General features: G+C 71.5%; 18 protein-coding genes. 9 read left to right on the top strand and 9 right to left on the bottom strand.

The genetic code is table 11. The features are described 5' to 3' along the window. Positions 1-701, top strand: a 701-nt coding sequence (locus tag ATM97_RS27895) for a class I SAM-dependent RNA methyltransferase (RefSeq protein WP_374104912.1), incomplete at its 5' end; no start/stop codon positions are given. A gap of 130 nt (positions 702-831) precedes the next feature. Here the strand turns inward: ATM97_RS27895 and ATM97_RS27890 are convergent. Both ATM97_RS27890 and glsA read right to left on the bottom strand, forming a co-directional pair. After that, the gene (locus tag ATM97_RS27890; RefSeq protein WP_218721169.1) at positions 832-1,503 is read right to left on the bottom strand and encodes an SIMPL domain-containing protein; all 672 of its coding nucleotides are present in this window, start codon (positions 1,501-1,503) and stop codon (positions 832-834) included. Positions 1,504-1,570: 67 nt separating this feature from the next. Further along, positions 1,571-3,379 (bottom strand): glutaminase A, encoded by a 1,809-nt coding sequence (gene glsA, locus ATM97_RS27885; RefSeq protein ID WP_218721178.1) that lies wholly within the window; start codon positions 3,377-3,379, stop codon positions 1,571-1,573. Positions 3,380-3,684: 305 nt separating this feature from the next. Between glsA and dxs the strand changes: the two genes are divergently transcribed. Further along, positions 3,685-5,583 carry a 1-deoxy-D-xylulose-5-phosphate synthase gene (dxs, locus tag ATM97_RS27880; RefSeq protein WP_218721168.1) on the top strand — a complete coding sequence of 633 codons (1,899 nt, stop codon included), beginning with the start codon at positions 3,685-3,687 and terminating at the stop codon, positions 5,581-5,583. A gap of 54 nt (positions 5,584-5,637) precedes the next feature. Here dxs and ATM97_RS27875 read toward each other — a convergent pair whose 3' ends face one another. The 4 genes from ATM97_RS27875 to ATM97_RS34625 all read right to left on the bottom strand — a co-directional run bounded on the left by ATM97_RS27875 (position 5,638) and on the right by ATM97_RS34625 (position 10,078). Then, positions 5,638-6,477, bottom strand: coding sequence for a bifunctional 2-polyprenyl-6-hydroxyphenol methylase/3-demethylubiquinol 3-O-methyltransferase UbiG (locus tag ATM97_RS27875; RefSeq protein WP_218721167.1), 840 nt, complete (start codon positions 6,475-6,477; stop codon positions 5,638-5,640). Positions 6,478-6,551: 74 nt separating this feature from the next. Further along, on the bottom strand, positions 6,552-7,070 hold the full coding sequence (locus tag ATM97_RS27870) for a hypothetical protein (protein WP_218721166.1): 519 nt from the start codon (positions 7,068-7,070) through the stop codon (positions 6,552-6,554). Positions 7,071-7,313: 243 nt separating this feature from the next. Beyond that, a complete protein-coding gene (locus tag ATM97_RS27865; RefSeq protein ID WP_218721165.1) occupies positions 7,314-7,991 on the bottom strand; it encodes a response regulator in 678 nt (225 codons plus the stop codon). Further along, positions 7,988-10,078 (bottom strand): ATP-binding protein, encoded by a 2,091-nt coding sequence (locus tag ATM97_RS34625; protein WP_308248650.1) that lies wholly within the window; start codon positions 10,076-10,078, stop codon positions 7,988-7,990. Before ATM97_RS34625 ends, ATM97_RS27865 begins: the two co-directional genes overlap by 4 nt. Positions 10,079-10,244: 166 nt before the next feature. Between ATM97_RS34625 and ATM97_RS27850 the strand changes: the two genes are divergently transcribed. Genes ATM97_RS27850 through ATM97_RS27840 form a run of 3 tightly spaced genes read left to right on the top strand, consistent with a single transcriptional unit; the run spans position 10,245 to position 12,978 of the window. After that, positions 10,245-11,051 carry an ABC transporter ATP-binding protein gene (locus ATM97_RS27850; RefSeq protein ID WP_218721164.1) on the top strand — a complete coding sequence of 269 codons (807 nt, stop codon included), beginning with the start codon at positions 10,245-10,247 and terminating at the stop codon, positions 11,049-11,051. Beyond that, on the top strand, positions 11,041-11,928 hold the full coding sequence (locus ATM97_RS27845; RefSeq protein ID WP_218721163.1) for an ABC transporter permease: 888 nt from the start codon (positions 11,041-11,043) through the stop codon (positions 11,926-11,928). Before ATM97_RS27850 ends, ATM97_RS27845 begins: the two co-directional genes overlap by 11 nt. 3 nt (positions 11,929-11,931) lie before the next feature. Then, positions 11,932-12,978: an ABC transporter substrate-binding protein gene (locus ATM97_RS27840; RefSeq protein WP_218721162.1), complete on the top strand. Its 1,047-nt coding sequence runs from the start codon at positions 11,932-11,934 to the stop codon at positions 12,976-12,978. 54 nt (positions 12,979-13,032) lie between these two features. Here ATM97_RS27840 and ATM97_RS27835 read toward each other — a convergent pair whose 3' ends face one another. Continuing rightward, positions 13,033-14,280: an HRDC domain-containing protein gene (locus tag ATM97_RS27835; RefSeq protein ID WP_218721161.1), complete on the bottom strand. Its 1,248-nt coding sequence runs from the start codon at positions 14,278-14,280 to the stop codon at positions 13,033-13,035. Between the two features lie 22 nt (positions 14,281-14,302). Continuing rightward, positions 14,303-14,854, bottom strand: coding sequence for a DUF3000 domain-containing protein (locus ATM97_RS27830; RefSeq protein WP_374104913.1), 552 nt, complete (start codon positions 14,852-14,854; stop codon positions 14,303-14,305). Positions 14,855-15,173: 319 nt separating this feature from the next. Between ATM97_RS27830 and hemE the strand changes: the two genes are divergently transcribed. The 4 genes from hemE to hemQ all read left to right on the top strand — a co-directional run bounded on the left by hemE (position 15,174) and on the right by hemQ (position 18,959). Next, positions 15,174-16,229 carry a uroporphyrinogen decarboxylase gene (gene hemE, locus ATM97_RS27825; protein WP_218721159.1) on the top strand — a complete coding sequence of 352 codons (1,056 nt, stop codon included), beginning with the start codon at positions 15,174-15,176 and terminating at the stop codon, positions 16,227-16,229. Between the two features lie 132 nt (positions 16,230-16,361). Next, positions 16,362-17,720 (top strand): protoporphyrinogen oxidase, encoded by a 1,359-nt coding sequence (locus ATM97_RS27820; protein WP_218721158.1) that lies wholly within the window; start codon positions 16,362-16,364, stop codon positions 17,718-17,720. Between the two features lie 154 nt (positions 17,721-17,874). Further along, a complete protein-coding gene (locus tag ATM97_RS27815) occupies positions 17,875-18,030 on the top strand; it encodes a hypothetical protein (protein WP_218721157.1) in 156 nt (51 codons plus the stop codon). 233 nt (positions 18,031-18,263) lie between these two features. Continuing rightward, positions 18,264-18,959, top strand: coding sequence for a hydrogen peroxide-dependent heme synthase (hemQ, locus tag ATM97_RS27810; protein WP_218721156.1), 696 nt, complete (start codon positions 18,264-18,266; stop codon positions 18,957-18,959). Positions 18,960-19,133: 174 nt separating this feature from the next. On the opposite strand, the gene msrB is transcribed toward hemQ, so the two are convergent. After that, positions 19,134-19,574 carry a peptide-methionine (R)-S-oxide reductase MsrB gene (gene msrB, locus ATM97_RS27805; protein ID WP_218721155.1) on the bottom strand — a complete coding sequence of 147 codons (441 nt, stop codon included), beginning with the start codon at positions 19,572-19,574 and terminating at the stop codon, positions 19,134-19,136. Between the last annotated feature and the right edge of the window lie 48 nt (positions 19,575-19,622).

The following is a 19,622-nucleotide window of genomic DNA, read 5'->3' as shown; positions in this document are numbered from 1 at the left end:
GCCGTGGTCAGCGGCCCACCCGCCGCCGGGAGTCCGGCGGCCCCGGTGACGAGCGCGGCGCGATCCGCGACCGGGCCGCCGCGCGCAAGTCGGCCACCAACGCCCCCCGCGAGGAATGGGTGATGGCGGGCACCGGCCGAGCCGTGGAGTACGTGGCGGGCCGGCGCTGGGAACTGGCGGCCACCGGCTTCTGGCAGGCGCATCGCGGTGCCGCGCAATGCTATTCGGACCTCGTCGCGCAGTGGTCGGGGCTGGCTCCCGGCGGTTCGGGCTGGGATCTTTACGCCGGCGTCGGCGTGTTCGCGGCGCGGCTGGCCGAGCAGACCGGCCAGACCGGTGCGGTCGCCGCCGTCGAATCGGCGCGCTCGGCCGTCGCCGACGGCACCGCCGCGCTGCGTGATCTGCCCTGGCTGGACCTGCGCGCCGATCGTGTCGAACGCTGGGTGCGTGCCCACGCCGACGGCGACGGACCCGATGTCGTGGTGCTCGATCCGCCGCGGGCCGGTGCGGGCAAGGAGGTCGTGGCCGCGGTCACCGACGCCGATCCGCGCCGGATCGTCCACATCGGGTGCGACCCGGCGTCTTTCGCGCGCGATCTCGGGTTGTATCTCGACGCGGGCTATCACCTCGCCGACCTGCGCGCTTTCGACGCGTTCCCGGCGACCCACCACGTCGAATGCGTCGCCCTGCTCGACCGCTGAGCGAGGACGGTTCGGGCCGCCGGATCACCCGGCATCGACCGGTGCGGGACGTCGGCAGCGGCGCCTCCGCGCTCGGCGAGCACTCCGCCGAGGCGTGCCGGGGCTCCGCTGCCGGGCGACCCGGTTCGGATCAGTCCAGGGCCCAGGTGACCCGGACGGTGGCACCGACCTCGGTCTCCCCGGGAACCACCGGCACCGGCGAAGCGGCCCTGGCCATCAGCATCGGCGCACTGTCCATCTCGGCGCTGATGTCGTAGGCGCGGGGGAGCGGCACGGCGGTGTCCTCGGTGATCTGCACGACCGCGCCCAGCGTGACGCCCGCGCGCTCGGCGTACTGCGCGGCCTTGGTCTTCGCGTCGTCGAAGGCGGCGTCGCGGGCCTGGGCGAGCAGCGGCTCGGGGTCGGCGATCCCGCGGGTCAGCCCGCCGAGGCGGACGTCGTCGCCGCCCGCGGTCACCGCGGCCGCCACCGTGTCGGCCGGTTCGGTGCCGGTGCCGTCACGCAGGGCGATGCTGAGCCCGGTGGTGGCGAGGTAGCCGGAGATCTCGCTGCGTCCCTGATCGGTGTAGACCGTCTCGGTGCGCACGCTCAGCCCGCTGGTCGCCATGTCGGCGTCGCTGACCCCGGCCGCGCGCAGGGCAGCGACGACGGCGCTGACCCGGTCACCGGCGCGGCCGTAGGCGGCGGCGACGGTGTCGGCGCGCGATTCCACCGACAGGGTGACGCGGATCAGATCGGGAACCGCGCGCACCGTGCCGCGCCCGATCATCGTGGTGCTCGCCTGCCAGGACTTCTTGCCCACCGCGGTACTCCTGTCGGTCGAAGGATGCTGTGCTGCCCAACGTCTCGCGGCGGGTCCGAGTTCCCCGTCAGTAGTTGCCCGCGTTGCCCGACAGCGTCCGCACCGCGGCCTCCATCTGGGCGTAGGCGCCCGCGGCGAGGCGTTGCAGCAGGGCCAGTTTCAGTTGCGGGTGGCCCTGGGTGAGCTGGTCGAAGACCGCCGGCCGCATCACCGCCACCCGCACCGGCGTCTCGGCGATGATCTCGTTGACGAACGGTTGCCCGAGTAGCATCGGGATCTCGCCGAACGTCATCCCCGCCGACAGCGTCACCAGCCGGTGCACGCGCCCGTCGGTGCCGGGGAAGGTCATCCGCACGCGGCCCTCCAGGATCAGGAACAGCCCGCAGCGCGAATCGCCCCGCTCGGCGATCACCTCGCCGCGCGCGAAGGTCCGCGGTTCGAAGTCCTTGCCGAGCAGACCACGGTTCTCGGGGTCGAGACCGGCCAGCAGCGGGTGCTCGTCGAGGGGGATCGAGCGGCGGCTCTCGGCGCCGGTCGGCCGGTGCCGGGCCAGGATGATGTCCTCACACCACTCGGTGGCGGTGTCGCGGTCGACGAACACGCGCCCGCGCGGATCCTCGGGGTCCAGGCTGGAGGCCTCGTGCCCGAGCCGGGCCTCGGGATCGACCAGGGCGACCCGGCTGCCCCGCCGGACCAGTGCGTTCTGCAGCGCGTCGAGCATCTCGCGCGCCACCGCGCTCACCTCGCCCACCCGGCGCAGGTCGATGACCAGGGCGTCGAGTTCGCCGACCTTGCTCTCGATCGAGCGCACCGTGCGCTCGGCGCCGGCGAAGAGCAGGTCGCCGTGCAATTCGTAGACCCGGGCCCGGTCGCCGTGGTCGGCGAGCACCGCGGCGTCCTCGGGGGAGCGGCGCAGCCGCGAGGGCACCTGCGCCACCGAGTAGTCGGCCCGGATGGCGGTGCGCGCGGCGCGGGTCACGTGACAGAAGTGCAGTTCCAGGCGCCGCGACAGTTCCCGGCAGGCCGCGACGCCGCGCACGCTGTTGCCCTGGCCGTCCAGCCGCGGCGAGTACACCGAGATCCCGAGCTGGCCGGGCAGCACGGCGATGATCCCGCCGCCGACGCCGCTCTTGGCGGGCAGTCCGACCGTGGTCACCCAGTCACCGGCGGCGTTGTACATGCCGCAGGTCGTCATCACGCTGAGCACGCGCTCGGTCAGCGCGGTCGACAGTGCCCGCTCCCTGGTCTTCGGGTTGACCCCGTTGTCGGCCAGCGTCGCCGCCATCAGGGCCAGATCCGCGCAGGTGATCTCGATCGAGCACTGCCGGAAATAGCGGTCGACCGCGTCGTCGGGGTCGACATCGATGATGCCGACCGAGCGCAGCATGTAGCCGATCGCGCGGTTGCGGTAGCCGGTGCGCGCCTCGGACTCGTAGACCGCCTGGTCCATCGTCAGCTCGCGGCCGGCGAAGCGGGAGTAGCAGCGCCGGACCCGCTCGAACTTCTCGGCGGCGTCGCGGCCGTTGATCAGCGAGGCCGCGGTGATCGCGCCGGAGTTGATCATCGGATTGCTGGGGCGCTGGGTATCGGGCTCGAGGGCGATCTCGTTGAACGGCTCGCCCGAGGGTTCGACATCGATGTGCGCGGCCACCCCGTCCAGACCGCGGTCGGCCAGCGCGAGCGCGTAGGTGAACGGCTTGGAGATGGACTGGATGGTGAACCCGACATCGGTGTCGCCGACCTGGTAGATCAGCCCGTCGGCGGTGGCCAGGCACAACCCGAACGAGTCGGGCGCGACCGCGGCCAGCTCGGGGATGTAGTCGGCGGGCGCACCCGAGGTGTCGTCGCGGCAGATCGCGTACACCTCGTCGAGCATGCCCGCCACCACGCCGGGGTCGATCGTGCGCGCAACACCGTCCGGTTCGGCCACAGCGACACTCTAGGACGCGGCGTGGCCGGTCCCGCGGGGACGCGCGGGGGAGATAGTCCTCACAGGCGATCGCGGCCCGTGGTGACGGCGCCAGGCGGCGGCGCGCCCTGTTCAGCGGCGTGCCGCGGGGGACCGGCACGCCCGCTGTGATCGTCGGTGCGGGGCACCCGGAAGGGCCCGCGAGCCGGAGCCGCCCGCACGGCCAAATACACTGGGCGGATCACACAGTAGTCCGGAGGGAGCGAGTTCAGGTGGGAGTGCTGTCGCGGGTGGATTCACCCGAAGATCTGCGCCGGCTGAGCGTGCCGCAACTGCGGGACCTGGCGGACGAGATCCGCGAGTTCCTGGTGCAGAAGGTCGCCGCCACCGGAGGCCACCTCGGCCCCAACCTAGGCGTGGTCGAACTGACCATCGCGCTACACCGGATCTTCGACTCCCCGGCCGATCCGCTGATCTTCGACACCGGCCATCAGGCGTATGTGCACAAGATCCTCACCGGCCGCAAGGACCGATTCGACTCGCTGCGCATGCGCGACGGCCTGTCGGGCTACCCCAGCCGCGCCGAGAGCGAGCACGACTGGGTGGAGTCCTCGCACGCCTCGGCCGCGCTGTCCTATGCCGACGGCCTGGCCAAGGCCTTCGCGCTGAGCGAGCAGGACCGCACCGTCGTCGCCGTCGTCGGTGACGGCGCGCTCACCGGCGGGATGTGCTGGGAGGCGCTCAACAACATCGCGGGCGCGCCCGACCGTCCGGTGGTGGTCGTGGTCAACGACAACGGCCGCTCCTACGCGCCGACCATCGGCGGCCTGGCCGACCGGCTGACCGCGCTGCGCACCCAGCCCGCCTACGAGCACGCCCTCGACGCCGGGAAGCGCCTTCTCAAAAGCATTCCGGCCGTGGGGGATTCGGCGTATTCGATGGTTCACGCGCTCAAGGCGGGGATCAAGGACGCGGTCAGCCCGCAGGAACTGTTCGCCGATCTGGGCATGAAGTACGTCGGCCCGGTCGACGGCCACGATCTGGTGGCGCTTGAGGCGGCCATGCGCCGCGCCAAGGACTTCGGCGGACCGGTGGTCGTGCACGTGGTCACCCGCAAGGGCAACGGCTACGAGCACGCCGAGAACCACGTCGCCGACCAGATGCACGCCTGCGACCCGATCGACCCGCTCACCGGCCGCCCGCTCGCGGGCAAGAAGGCCAAGGGCTGGACGGCGGTGTTCTCCGAGGAACTCATCGAGCACGCCTCGCGGCGCGAGGACATCGTCGCCATCACCGCGGCCATGCCCGGCCCGACCGGCCTGGCGCCCTTCGGCGAGCGCTTCCCGGACCGCATGTTCGACGTGGGCATCGCCGAACAGCACGCGATGGCCTCGGCCGCCGGTCTGGCGCTGGGCGGCATGCACCCCGTCGTCGCGATCTACTCCACCTTCCTCAACCGCGCGTTCGACCAGCTGCTCATGGATGTCGCGCTGCTGAAGCAGCCGGTCACGGTGGTGCTGGACCGCGCGGGCATCACCGGCCCCGACGGCGCCAGCCACAACGGCATGTGGGACTTCTCGCTGCTCGGCATCATTCCCGGCATCCGGGTCGCCGCTCCGCGCGACGGCGCCACCCTGCGCGAGGAACTCGCCGAGGCGCTGGCGATCTCCGACGGTCCGACGGTGCTGCGGTTCCCGAAGGGCAGTGTCGCCGAGGACATCACGGCGGTGGAACGACTCGACGGTCTCGACGTGCTGCGCCTGGCGGTCCCCGGTGCCGGCTCGGCGCAGGCCCAGCACGGCGACGTCCTGATCGTCGCGGTCGGCCCGTTCGCCGAGACGGCCATGCGGGTCGCCGAACTCTTGGAGCCCCAGGGCATCTCGGTCACCGTGGTCGACCCGCGCTGGGTCATCCCGGTGTCGGACACGCTGGTCAAGCTGGCCGAGAACTACCGGCTCGTCGTCACCGTCGAGGACGGCGGCCTGCACGGCGGTATCGGTTCGACGGTCTCGGCCCGCCTGCGCGACGCCGGTCTCGATGTGCCGACCCGCGATCTCGGTGTGCCCCAGCAGTTCCTGGATCACGCCTCGCGCGCAGAGATCCTCGAGGAGCTGGGCCTGACCCCCGACGCGATCGCCCAGCGCATCGGCGGCTGGCTGCGGGCGCGCTGATCGGCGACCACGAGATCCTGCGCGCTCGGTGACGACACCGAGCGCGCAGTGCGTTCACCGCCCGGGACGCCGGGCGACGACGGCGAAGTTCAGCGGGATCCGTGGTGCCCCCGGCGGCAGCGCCCAGCCTTCCGGGCAGGCGACGAGGTCGCCGAACGGCCGCCAATCCAGGTAGGGCAGTTCGTGCAGCGCCTCGATCCGCAGGCCCGCCGCGAGCAGCGCGCCGACAACCTCGCCCAGGTCGTGGCGCCATTCGTGATTGGTCGTGTGCGCGATCGAGCCCGCCGAATCCTCGGTGTAGGTGCCCGCGTCCGAATAGGTGCGGGCGCCGCCCCCGGCGAGGTAGTCGTCGGTGATCCGCCAGGGCTCGAAGTCCATGGCGCCCAGGATCGGGTGGTCGTCGCGGAGCACGAACACTCCGCCGGGGGCGAGCAGATCGTGGATCGAGCGGGCCCACGCGGTCAGTTCGGGCAGCCAGACGATCGTGCCCGTGCTCGTCACGATGGTGTCGAACGACCGGTCGATCACCGACGAGGCGAACCGGGCATCTCCCTCGACCCAGGTGATGTCGCGTCCGTCGGCCGCGGCGATGCGCGCCGCGTGCCGCAGCGAGTTCGGGGACAGATCGAGCCCGTGCACGTCGATCGCGCCCAGCCGGGCCCATGACACGGTGTCGGTGCCGATATGGCACTGCAGGTGCAGCAGCGAGCGCCCGGCGATTCCGGTGTCGGGCAGGTGCGGCGCCAGCACCGCCAGATCGTTGCGCACCACCGAGGAAATCGCGGCCGGGTCGGCGAGAAAGGCGTCGACGTCGTACATCCGCGAGCGCGCGTGGACGTCGGCCCGGTCGTCCCAGTTGGCGCGGTTGGCGGCGATCGCCTCGGCTTCGGACACGGCGGTTCCTCTCGACGGGGACGGGCAGGAGGCCACGCTAGCGTCGAGAGATCGCCGGGTCGAGGGAATTTCGGTCAGTATCCGGGTCGGCGGTGGGCCAGCCAGCGCCCCGTGCTCGGCAGGAAGGTCAGCACCAGCAGCGCGATGTTGAACAGGAACCCGATCGCGTTGAACACACTCAGATCGGAATCGAACGACACGGTGAGCGACGTGGAATCATCGGTCTGCGCGTCCAGATGGTTGTACAGCGCGATCGTGGTGATGATCGACAGCGCCAGAGTGCCGGTCCCGCCGACCCCGATCAGCACCCGCGACACCTTCTTGCGCGCCAGCATCAGGATGCCGCCGATGAGCAGGATCAGCGAGCACAGTGCCGAAATGCCCAGCAGCACTTGGATCTTGCTCCAGAACCCGGTCGGGTCGAAGTCGGGGTCGGTGGTCAGGAACGGGATGGCGACGGCGCCGAACACGCCACGCAGTCCGCCGAGAACGGCGAGAATGCCGGCGAAGATCGCGGTGACGGCATTCGGCTCGGGTGGACCCGGCGGAAAACGGGGCGGCTGGTAGGGCTGCGGAAAGCGGGGGTCGGTCAAGGCCGTACTCCAAACCGTCTGGGGCGTAACCCCGTTCAGTACCCCGCCGTGGCCGTTCCTACACCTCGCGGTCAGTACGTCGGCGCGTCGTCGTCGCCGTGCCGAGGACAGACAACGGTGCGGTGGCACCGCAGCGGCGAGCGGTCCGTGGTGCGGTAGCGCCGCGGCGGACGTGGACCGTGGTGGCGCGGTGTGGCGGGTGCGGGCCATGGTGCGGTTGCTCGGTATCGTGCCCTGCGGCGATCAGGGGGTGCGGCGGGTGGGGGAGTACTCCTGTTCGGGGCGTCCGGTCGCGCCGTAGCGCAGCTGCATGCGTAGGTCACCGGTGGTGACGAGGGCGGCGAGGTAGCGCTGGGCGGTGGCGCGTGAGATGCCGATGGCGGTCGCTATCTCGCCCGCCGACATCGGCGCGTCCGCGCTCTGCGCCGCCCGCAATACCAACTCCCGGGTGGGAGAGGTCGCGGCGGCGGCACGGTCGGGGGCGGGCGGGGCCGGGCGCAGGGCGTCCCAGGCCGCGTCGACGTCGCGGGCGGTGACATCCGGCGCCGCCAGGATCCGCCGGTAGCGCCCGTATCCGGCCAGTCGTGCGGCGAGCACGGTGTGATCGAACGGCTTCACCAGGTAGGCGAGAGCGCCCGCCGTCGCCGCCGCCCGCACCGTGGCGGATTCGGTGGCGGCGGTGAGCATCATGGCATCGCAGCGCAGCTCCCGGACCAGGTCGATCCCGGATCCGTCCGGCAGGTACACGTCCACCAGGGCCAGGTCGAAGCTGGCCTCGGCCAGCGCCTGCCGCGCCGCGGCCACCGTATTCACGACCGCGCCCACGGTGAATCCCGGGAGCGCCCCGACGATTCCGGCGTGCATGTTCGCCACCCGGAAGTCGTCGTCCACGACGAGCACGCTGAACTCGGTCCGGCTCACGGCGGGTCTCCTTCGGTCAGCACGCCCGGCAGACGCGCGATGAACTCCGCCCCGCTCAGTTCCCCCGCCGGTGTCCCCGCCGACGCCAGCCACACGTCCCCGCCGAGCGCCCTGGCCACCTGCCTGGACAACGCGAGCCCGACCCCGCGTCCGCCCGGCACCCCCGCCCCTTCTTTGGTCGAGACCCCGTCCGCGAACACCGCGTCCACCAGCTCCGGCGCCACCCCGCCGCCACTGTCGGCCACCGTGATGTGCAGGGTCGAACCCTCTTGCACCAGTTCGACTTCCACCACCGCCGAAACGGCGAAACGCGGACCGGACTCGGCGCGCCGACCGCCCGGTTCGGCCCCGGACCCGTCCGCGACCTCCCCGCCTCGATCACCGACGCCGCTCGGTTCCCCGCCGGCTTGTGCTGCGGGTTGCGTGCCGGTGTCGACTGCGGCCGAGCCGGATTGCGCGGTGGATTCCGCGTCGGCGTGTATCGCTGCCGGATCGGTCGGTGCCGCGCAGGGCTGTGACGCGGATTTCGTGCCGGTTCGGGCGGCCGCCGGATCGGTGGATTCCCCGCCGAACGGTGCTGCCGAGCCCATTCCGCTCTCGGCCGATCGGCGGACCGGGTGGATCGAGGGCCGCGGGGTCACCGTGCGGGCGGGTGCTGTCGATTCGGGATCGACACCGGCGCCATGCGGCGAGGTCCGGGCGTCGTCCTCGGCGGCCACCGGCGTGCCGCTCGGGCGGACCGCGTCGATCGCGTTGTCCAGCAGATTGCCCAGCACCGTCGTGACATCCACGGGCGCAGTCAGATTCGCGTCGACCCAGGTGCTCGGCCCCAACCGGAGCTCGACATTGTTCTCCCTGGCGTGCGCGGCCTTGGCGGCGAGGAACGCTTGCAGGTACGGGTCACGCACCGTGTCGATGCCCGGCATGGCGGCGCCGAGAGGACCGGCGCCGAGCAGCTCGTCGATGTAGCGTGCGGCCTCGCCGGGCCGGTCGCCGTGCAGCAGACCGCTGAGCAGGTGTAACCGGTTGGCGAATTCGTGCCGCTGGGCGCGCAGGACGGTGCTCATCGATCGCACCGCGTCCAGCTGCCGGGTCAGCGACTCGACGTCGGTGCGGTCGCGCACATCCAGCACCGCGCCCAGCGACCGCCCGTCGCGGGTGACCGTGCGCGCGGTGACCACCACGATCCGGTCGCCGACCGCCGCCTGGACCGGGCGCCCGTCGGCGGCCCGGAACGCCGCGAGTACGCGCGGGGTCAGCCCGATCGTCTCCACCGGACGACCACTGTCGCCCTCGATGCCGAGCAGGGCGCGCGCCTCGTCGTTGATCACCGTGGTGCGCCCCCGGTCGTCGACCGCGACCACACCCACCCCGATACCGTGCAGCACCACATCCTGTTCGCGCACCAGCTCGGCCAGTTCCGCGGGTTGCAGGCCCAGGGTCAGCCCGTGCCAGCGCCGTGCCAGCAGCACCGATCCGGCGATCCCGGCGAACAACGCGCCGAGCACCAGCAGACCGGCCTTGCTCAGGTCGCGCGTCAGCTGCTCGCCCACCGCCTCGGTGGAGATGCCGACGCTCACCTCACCCACCACCCGCTCCGAATCCGGCGCGCGCACCGGCACTTTCGCGCGCACCGAGTCGCCGAGTGTGCCGTGCTCGCTGATCACCACCTCGGCCCCGCCCAGCGCCTGCGACGGATCGGTGCTCACCTTCTCGCCGAGCCGGGCCGGATCGGGATGGGCCAGCCGCAGTCCGGCATCGTCGGTGATCACCACGAACAGCGCGTCGGTGCGCTGCCGGGCCGCCTCGGCGGTCCGCTCGAGCTGCCCGCCGGCGAGCTCGGTGCGCAGCGCGGGCCCCGGCGTGAGCGGCAGCGCCGCATAGCGGGCGACCTCCGCGCGCACCACCGGATCACTGGCGACGGTCCGCGCGATCGCCAGCGCCCGCTGCCCGTACTCGGCGGTGAGCCGCTGATCGCTGAGGTAGGCGAACACCCCGAACGCGAGCCCCAGGGTCAGCGCGACCAGCGCGACCTGCAGCAACACGATCTGCGTCCGCAGCCGGACGCCCCGGGGGAACAGCCTCACCGGCTCAGTGTAGGCACGCCCCGACCGCGTGAGCACAATGCGCACAACCTGTCGAATCGCTGGTTGCGCTGGTTGTGCGCACAAGCGCGCGCACTGTGACCCAGCCCACTTATCTTTCGATAGCGGCCGCACATCACACCCAGCGGCGCCGGACACAGGAGCAGCAATGAGCAATCCACTCATCGAACTCCGGGGCGCGACGAAGCGCTTCCCCGGAACCGGCGGTGGCATCCACACCGCGGTGCGCAACATCGACTTCACCGTCGCCGCAGGCGAATTCGTCGCCGTGGTCGGCCCGACCGGCTGCGGTAAGTCCACCACCCTCTCGCTGGTGTCCGGCCTCGAGCCGACCTCGGCGGGCCGGACGCTGGTGCGCGGCAAGGATGTCGACGGCATCCCCGACGGCATCGGCTACATGTTCCAGCAGGATGCCGTGCTGCCCTGGCGCAGCGTCCTCGACAACGTCGCGCTCGGCCCGCGGTTCCGGGGCGTGCCGAAGGCCCAGGCCAAGGCCGAGGCCGCCGAGTGGGTGCGCATCGTCGGTCTGGCCGGGTTCGAGGACTACTACCCGCATCAGCTCTCCGGCGGCATGCGCAAGCGCGTCGCGCTGGCGCAGACACTGGTCAACGAGCCCGAGATCATCCTCATGGACGAGCCGTTCAGCGCGCTCGACGTGCAGACCCGCCAGCTCATGCAGGACGAACTGCTGCGCGTGTGGGCGGGCACCGACGCCGCGGTGATCTTCGTGACCCACGACCTGGAGGAGGCCATCGCCCTGGCCGATCGCGTCGTGGTGATGACCGCGAGCCCGGCGACGGTGTGCGGTGACTTCCGCGTCACGCTCGAACGGCCGCGCAATGTCGAGGAGGTACGCCTGACCGAGGAGTTCCGCGACCTCTACAAGGAAATCTGGGAAACGCTGCGCGATCAGGTCGAGGCGGCTCGCATGAAGGGAGCGACCCGTGTCGCTTGAGACGATGGACAAGATCGCGGTCACCGTACCGGAGGTCGAGGCGGAGACCGAGGATCAGATCTTGGCTCGGGTCAAGGCCGAGCACCGCAAGTCCAAGCTGCGGGTGTGGGGTCTGCGGGCCGCGCTCATCGCGGTGTGGCTGTGCTCGTGGGAACTGGTCGCCAGCGTGTGGATCGACCCGTTCTTCTACTCCAAGCCCTCGCTCATCTGGGACCGGCTCGTCGAATGGTTCACCGAGGGAACGCAGTTCGGCTCGATCTGGTTGCAGATCTTCACCACGGTGCAGGAGGCCGTGCTCGGTTTCGTGATCGGCACCGTCGCCGGTGTCGTCCTGGGCACCCTGCTCGGCCGCAGTCGCTACTGGGCCGACGTGCTCGCCCCGTTCATCAAGGCGCTCAACGCTGTTCCGCGCATCGTGCTGGCCTCGCTGTTCATCATCTGGTTCGGTCTCGGCCTGGAGTCCAAAGTGGCGACCGTGGTCGTGCTGGTGTTCTTCGCGGTGTTCTTCAACGCGTTCACCGGTGCCAGGGAGGTCGACGGCAACGTCATCGACAACGCCCGCATCCTCGGCGCGAGCAAGCGGCAGATCCTCGGTTCGATCGTCTTGCCCAGCGCCACCACCTGGATCCTGTCCAGCCTGCACACCGCCTTCGGCTTCGCGCTGATCGGCGCGGTCGTCGGTGAATACGCCGGTGCCAGTAAGGGTTTGGGTCTGCTGATCTCCAACGCGCAGGGCACCTTCGACGCGGCGGGCATCTACGCGGGCATGATCATCATCACGGTGGTCGCGCTGATAGCCGAATGGCTGATCGGGGTCGCGGAGAACCGGTTGCTGAAATGGCGTCCCTCGCAGGCCCAGTCGGGACACGGGGTGTAGACGATGAGATACCGCAAGCCGCTCGCCGTCGCCCTGCTCGCGATCAGTTCGCTGCTGCTGGCCACCGGGTGCCGGGACTCGCGCACCATCCCGATGGCCGACGGCAGGCCCCAGATCACCATCATGGTCGGCGGTTTGGAGAAGGTGATCTACCTGCCCGCCATGCTGGCCCAGCAGCTCGGCGCCTTCGACGCCAACGACCTCGACGTGAAGTTGCTCGGCGAACAGTCCGGCGCCAGTGCCGAGACCGCGCTGCTGACCGGTGACGTGCAGGCCGTGGTCGGCTTCTACGACCACACCATCGACCTGCAGGCCAAGGATCAGTGCCTGCAGACCGTGGTCCAGTTCGCCGACGTGCCGGGGGAGGTGGAGTTGGTCTCCACCGCCGACGCCGACGCCATCCGCAGTCCGGCCGACTTCCGCGGCCGCGCACTCGGCGTCACCTCGCTGGGCTCGTCGACCGACTTCCTCACCCAGGCGCTCGCGGGCCAGGCCGGCCTGAGCACCTCCGACTACACCCGGGTGAAAGTCGGTGCGGGTCAGACCTTCATCGCCGGCATGAACCACGACGGCATCGACGCGGGCATGACCACCGACCCGACCGTCGCCAAGATGGTGCAGTCCGGCGACGCGAAGATCCTGACCGACATGCGCAACGAGGAAGGCACCCGCGCGGCCCTCGGCGGTCTGTACCCGGCCTCCTCGCTGTACATGAAGTGCGACACCGTGTCCGCGCACCCGGAGATCGTGCAGAAGCTGGCGAACGCGTTCGTCCAGACCCTGCGCTGGATCGACACCCACACGCCCGAGGAGATCGCCGCGACGATGCCCTCGCAGTACGCGGGCAGCGATCCGGCCCTCTACGTGCAGTCCCTGCGCGACTCGATCGGCATGTTCAACGGCGACGGACTCATGAAAACCGAAGGCGCTCAGAACGTGCTGCGCATTCTCGGCCAGTATTCGCGCAATGTGGCTCCGGTCCGTGACCGCATCGACCTCGCGGCCACCTACACCAACCGGTTCGTCGAACAGGCGCAACCCGCCCCCTGACCAGTTCTCGGCACCCCTCGGCCCCTGTCGCGTGACGCGGCGGGGGCCGGTGGTCTATTCGGCGGGGGTCAGCGCCTTGGCCAGCGCGGGCACGGCCAGCGCGCGCTGCCACGGCCGGGCGCCGCCCGCCCGGAGGAAGTCCTCGATCGTGGACGACAGCTCGTCGGGTTCGCCGACGTTCTTGTAGTCGGGCAGCCCGTCCCAGCACAACCGGCGGACCAGGTCGGGGGAGAGCAGGTTCTCGACCGGGATGGCGTACTCGGTGGAGAGTTCGCCCATCGCGCTGCGCGCGGTGGCCAGGCGTGCCGCGGCGGCGGGGTCACGGCGTTCCCAGCGGTTGACCGGGGGCGGACCGTCGAAGGGCAGCGTCAGCGGCGGCAGTTCCTTGTCCGGCAGGGTGCGGCCGCGCTCGACGGCGGCCAGCCAGTCCCGGGAGTAGCGTCGCTGGCGCGGCCCGCCGAAGACCGGCAGCGTGCGCAGCTGGGCGATGCTGCGCGGCTCCCCGGTGGCCGCGGCCACGATGGCCGAATCGGGCAGAATGCGGGCGGGCGCGACATCACGAGCGCGGGCCAGCTCGTCGCGGGTGGTCCACAGTTCGCGCACGATCGCCAGCTGGCGGGCGCGGCGCAGCGTGTGGATGCCGGAGGTGCGCCGCCAGCGGTCGGCCTTCGGCGCGGGCGGGTCCATGGTGCGGACGTGCTCGAATTCCTCGGCGGCCCACTCGATCTTGCCCTGCTCGGTGAGATCGGCGGCGACGGTGTCGCGCAGCTCCAGCAGCAGTTCCACATCCAGGGCGGCGTAGTTGAGCCATTCGTCGGGCAGCGGCCGGGTCGACCAGTCGGCGGCGCCGTGACCCTTGCGCAGCGACCGGCCCAGCAGGTTCTCCACCATCGCGGCCAGGCCGACACGCTCGTAACCGGCGATCCGGCCGCCGAGCTCGGTGTCGAAGAGCCGGGCCGGCCGCAGCCCGAGTTCGGCCAGGCCGGGCAGATCCTGGTCGGCCGAGTGCAGCACCCATTCGAGGGGGTTGATCGCCGCGGCCAACGGGATCAGCGCGTCGGTCAGCGGGATCGGGTCGATCAGGAAGGAGCCGGCGCCCGCCCGGCGCAGCTGGATCAGATAGGCCCGCGCGGAGTAGCGGAACCCGGACGCGCGCTCGGCGTCGACCGCCAGCGGGCCGGTGCCCGCGGCGAGCTTCGCGGCGGCCGCGGCGACCTCGTCGGCGGTCGCCAGCACGGGTGGAACCCCCTCGGCGGGGGCGAGCAGGGGCTCTGCTGCGGTTGGTTCCTCGGCGACCGGCATAAACGTGAACTCTACGTGGCGTTCAAGGGCGATCGGTGCGGGTATACGACTCCGGTCGCAAATGGGTGATCCCGGCGGGTGGCAGCCCGGCGGCGAAGGCCAGTACCTCGCAGAATGCCTCCACGTGCCGGCGCATCTCGGTGTTCATCGCCGTCCAGGAGGCGCGCAGCTCCAGCTGGTGAGCCCGGGGCGGGCCCGCGATGTCGCCGTAGCGGACCGAACTGGTGGCCGTGACCGTGCCACCGAGCGCGGTGAACGGCTCGCCGCGCGACTCCAGGGAGTCGACCAGCCAGCTCCACGCCACCTCGGGCAGCAGCGGGTCGGCGGCGAGCGCGGCGTCGATGTCGGCCTGGATGTAGGCGACCAGCCGGAACACGCCGTGCCAGGCCTCGTCGCCCTCGGGGTCGTGCAGCAGGATCAGCCTGCCGAACGCGTCCCCCTCGGAATCGATCGGCACGATGGCGCTGTCGGGGTGGGTGACCTCCGCTCCGAGCGCATAGGAGAACGGCGCCAACCGTTGCGGGGGACGGATAGGCGCCAGCTCGATTCGGGGGTGCACGGTTGCGGTGCCCATCGCATCGACCGCCGCCCGGAAAGAAGCAGGCTCGCGGGGCGTTCCCCCGGTCGGTGCGGCGCCGTCGCGGATGTCGAGCGGTGTCACGAGGAGAAACGGTAGACCGTGCGTGCTCGGCGTCGTCGGAGGCGCGCCGCCACACGTCGCCGGGTCCGGGCTGCGTTGCGCAGCGCGCATTCTCGGGCTCGGTGTGATGCGCGATGTGCGATGAGGCGGGCCGGGGGGTCGTTCGTCCGATGTCCGCGTGTGTACCCGTCGGGTGCGCCGCGGGGGCGACAGTTGACGGCACGCCGCGCCCCGCCGCTTAGGATGAACACCGATGAGCACTTACACCCGCCGCCGGTTGACCGATGCCCCCTTCCTGGCCGCCGCCACCGGCGCGACGCCCAGCAGGCGCCCCGTGTGGTTCATGCGCCAGGCGGGCCGCTCGCTGCCCGAGTACCGGGAACTGCGCAAGGGCATCGGCATGCTCGAGTCCTGCTTCGACCCGGAGCTGGTGTGCGAGATCACCATGCAGCCGATCCGCCGCCACGGCGTCGACGCGGCAATCCTGTTCTCCGATATCGTCGTTCCGCTCAAGGCCGCGGGCATCGACCTCGACATCGTGCCGGGCGTCGGCCCCGTCGTCGCCGCGCCGGTGCGGACCGAGGCCGACGTGCGGGCTCTGCCGCGGCTGCGGCCCGAAGAGGTCGGCGCGGTGGCCGAGGGCGTGCGCCTGCTCACCGACGCGCTCGGCGACACCCCGCTCATCGGCTTCGCCGGCGCGCCCTTCACCCTGGCCTCCTACCTGGTCGAGGGCGGACCGAGCAAGCATCACGAGCGCACCAAGGCGATGATGCACGCCGATCCGCAGACCTGGCACGCCCTGCTCGGCGCGCTCACCGACATCACCATCGCGTTCCTGCAGGCCCAGCTGGCCGCCGGTGTCGACGCGGTGCAGCTGTTCGACTCCTGGGCGGGCGCGCTGTCGCTGGCCGACTACCGCGAGTACGTGCTGCCGCACTCGGAGCGGGTGTTCGCCGAGGTCGCCGCGGCGGGTGTGCCGCGCATCCATTTCGGTGTCGGGACCGGCGAGCTGCTCGGCGCGATGGGCGAGGCGGGCGCGGACGTGGTCGGCGTCGACTGGCGGGTGCCGCTCACCGAGGCCGTGCGCCGCGTCGGCGCCGGAAAAGGCCTGCAGGGCAACCTGGATCCGGCGATCCTGTTCGCCGGGTTCGACGCGGTCGAGGCCGAGACCCGCCGCATCCTGCGCGAGGCCGACGACGCCATCACCCTCGGCGCGACCGGGCACATCTTCAACCTGGGCCACGGTGTGCAGCCCGATACCGATCCGGGTGTGCTGACCGCACTGGTGGAGCTGGTGCACTCGCTGTAGATCCCCGTCGTGTCGGCACCTCGGCCCGGTGGTTGCCGCGCGGGGTCGGGTGGTGTGGGCGGTTCGTGATCCCGGTGACAGCGCCGAGGGTGTGGGTTCCGGCGCGCGTGCCGGCGCGACTACGGTCGAGGCATGCGGATCGCGATCATCGGTGGCGGCATCAGTGGGCTCGTCGCGGCGTATCGACTGCGGCAGCGGCTGGGCGCCGAGGCCGACCTCGTGGTGCTCGAGCAGAGCGCGCGTGTCGGCGGAGTGCTGCACACCGGTGAATTGGCCGGGGAGCCAGTGGATCTCGGCGCCGAGGCCTTCGTCGGGCGCAGGCCCGAGGTGCTCGAGCTGATGACCGAGCTCGGCATCGACGACCAGCTCGTCCGCCCGGCGGGCAAGCGGCCGCTGGTGTGGGCACAGGGGACGGCGCATCCGCTGCCCGGGCGCACCCTGATGGGTATTCCGTCCGATGCCGAATCCCTGCGCGGGCTCGTCGACGACGCCACGCTGGCACAGGTCGCGGCCGAGCCGCAGCGCGCGCTCGACTGGACGCCCGGCGCCGATATCGACGTGCACAGTCTCGTCGCCGATCGCTTCGGACGGCAGGTGGTCGAGCGCAGTGTCGACCCGCTGCTGGGCGGCGTCTACGCGGGCACCAGCGCCTCGATCGGCGTCCGCGCCGCGCTGCCCACCCTCGCCGCCGCGCTGGACCGCGGCGCCCGCAGCCTCACCGAGGCCGTTCGCGAGGCCCTGCCGCCGCCGAGCACCGCGCCGGTCTTCGGCGGTCTGCGCGACGGTTACGGCGCCCTGCTCGCCGCCCTGACCGCCGCGTCGGACGCGCGGCTGGTCACCACCCTGGCGGCGACCCGGGTGGCCGCCGCGCCCCGGGGCTGGGTGGTCGATCCGATCGGCCTGGTCGACGCCGTCGTCCTGGCCACGCCGGCCCCCGTCACCGCCCGTCTGCTGCACTACGCGTCACCGGTCGCGGCCGCGGCCGCCGCGGGCATCGAGCTGTCCTCCTCGGCGCTGGTCGCCATGGCGCTGCCGCTCACCACCGACCTGCCGGACAATTCGGGCATCCTGGTCGCCACCGGAGAACCCTTGCGCGCCAAGGCCTTCACCCTGTCCAGTCGCAAGTGGCCGCACCTGGGCGCCCGCGACGTCGCCCTGGTCCGCGCCTCCTTCGGCCGCTTCGGCGACGAAGCCCCGCTGTCCTGGTCCGACGAGGACCTCGTCACCGCCGCCGTCGCCGACCTGACCACGGTCACCGGCACCGAGATCGCCCCGATTCACGCCATCGTCCAGCGCTGGCCCGGCGGCCTGCCCCAGTACGCCCCCGGCCACACCGAACGCATCGCCACCCTGGAATCCGCCGTCGCCGACCTCGACGGCCTGGCCGTAGCGGGCGCCTACCTCCACGGCGTCGGCGTCCCCGCCTGCGTCGCCGCCGGCACGGCCGCGGCCGAACGCATCGCCCGCGCCGTCACCTCCCGCGTCGAGTAGCGCCGGCGCCGACAGCGGGTCACCGTATCGGCGGCGGGAGATTCGGGCAGCCGACGGGTCGGCAGAGCGAATCCATGGGGCTGGACACGTCCTGGCCCATCGCCCCGGCGTGTCCCCGACCGGGTGCGATAGCGATGTTGCATGATCGCCCGCTGTGACCACCACCGGCGAGCAGCCCCTCCGCACCCTGATCCTCGACCCCGACCTCGGCCCGGTCGAACTCCATGAGGGCGCGGCGACCACCGTGACCTCCGTCTTCGGCAGCGAGGAGACCGCGCCCTGGCTCCCGGCCAGGCCGGCGACCGACTGACGGGCGCGTTCACCACGAGATCGCGGCGGCCGGTGTCACGCCGCAGCGTTGCCTGTGCATCGCTGATCGGCTCGATGACGTGCCGGCCGCGCGGGCGCTCGGGATGACCGGCATCCACTACCGCGACATCGACGATCCGGCGGCGCTGCGGACCGACACCTGGGCGACGACCGGCCGATCTCGAATCCCCGCCCACCCGGCGGGCGAAATCGTCGCAGTGGCACGATGGATCCATGGCGCGACTCGACTATCAGGCCCTCAACTCCACTATTCGCTACCTGATGTTCTCGGTGTTCCAGGTGCAGCCGGGTGTGCTCGGCGAGGACCGGGCCGCGGCGATCAAGGAGGCGCAGGCGTTCTTCGACGGCCTGGCCGACAAGGGCGTCGTGCTGCGTGGCATCTACGACGTGGCCGGCCTGCGCGCCGACGCCGACTTCATGCTGTGGACCCACGCCGAGCGCGTCGAGGACCTGCAGGCCGCCTACGCCGACTTCCGCCGCACCACCGAACTGGGCCGGGCCAGCGCCCCGGTGTGGAGCAACGTGGCGGTGCACCGCCCGGCCGAGTTCAACAAGAGTCATATCCCGGCGTTCCTGGCGGGGGAGGACCCGGGCAACTACATCTGCGTGTACCCGTTCGTGCGGTCCTACGAGTGGTACCTGCTGCCCGACGAGGAGCGGCGCAAGATGCTCGCCGACCACGGCAAGGCCGCCCGCGGCTACCCGGACGTGCGGGCCAACACCGTCAGCTCGATGGCGCTGGGCGACTACGAATGGATCCTCGCCTTCGAGGCCCCCGAACTGCACCGCATCGTCGACCTCATGCGCGACCTGCGCGCCACCGAGGCCCGCCTGCACGTGCGCGAGGAGATCCCGTTCTTCACCGGCCCGCGCGTCGAGGTCGAGCAGCTGGTCACCGCACTGCCGTAATTCTGGAGCGCTGGCGCGCTCGAGTTCGCGCCCCGGCGGTCCCGCCGATCAGGCACCGTTGCTTGCTCCTTCGTCGCGTACGCAACGGCACCTGATCCACGGGACGGTCGCGAACCGCCGACTTCGTCGGCGGGACCCTCCTCGAGGTCGGGTCGTGCGGGGCACCCAGCGCGCTCAGGCAGTTCCTTCCGGTTGGGCCGGTGTCAGGCGCAGCGCGATCGAGTTGATGCAGTAACGCTGGTCGGTGGGCGTCGGGTAGCCCTCGCCCTCGAAGACATGGCCGAGGTGGCTGTGGCAGTTCGCGCACAGCACCTCCACCCGGCGCATGCCGAGCGAATCGTCGGCGCGCAGGATCACCGCGTCGGAATCGGCCGGGTCGAAGAACGACGGCCAGCCGCAGTGCGAGTCGAATTTCTCGGTGCTGCGGAACAATTCGGCGTCGCAGGCGCGGCAGGTGTAGACGCCCTCGGTCTTGGTATCGGTGTACTCGCCGACGAACGGGCGCTCGGTGGCGGCCTCACGGAGCACGGCGTACTCCTGCGGATCCAGTTTCGCCCGCCACTGCTGCGGCGTCAGCTGGATGCGCGGCGTGGGCAACGAAGTATCGGAACTCATCACTCCACGCTAATGGTTTCGGCCGGTGCGCGCCGCGATCGTCGCATC

The organism is Nocardia sp. MH4 (assembly GCF_019266065.1).
Lineage (GTDB): Bacteria > Actinomycetota > Actinomycetes > Mycobacteriales > Mycobacteriaceae > Nocardia > Nocardia canadensis.
This window is presented reverse-complemented; position numbering and strand designations above follow the sequence as displayed.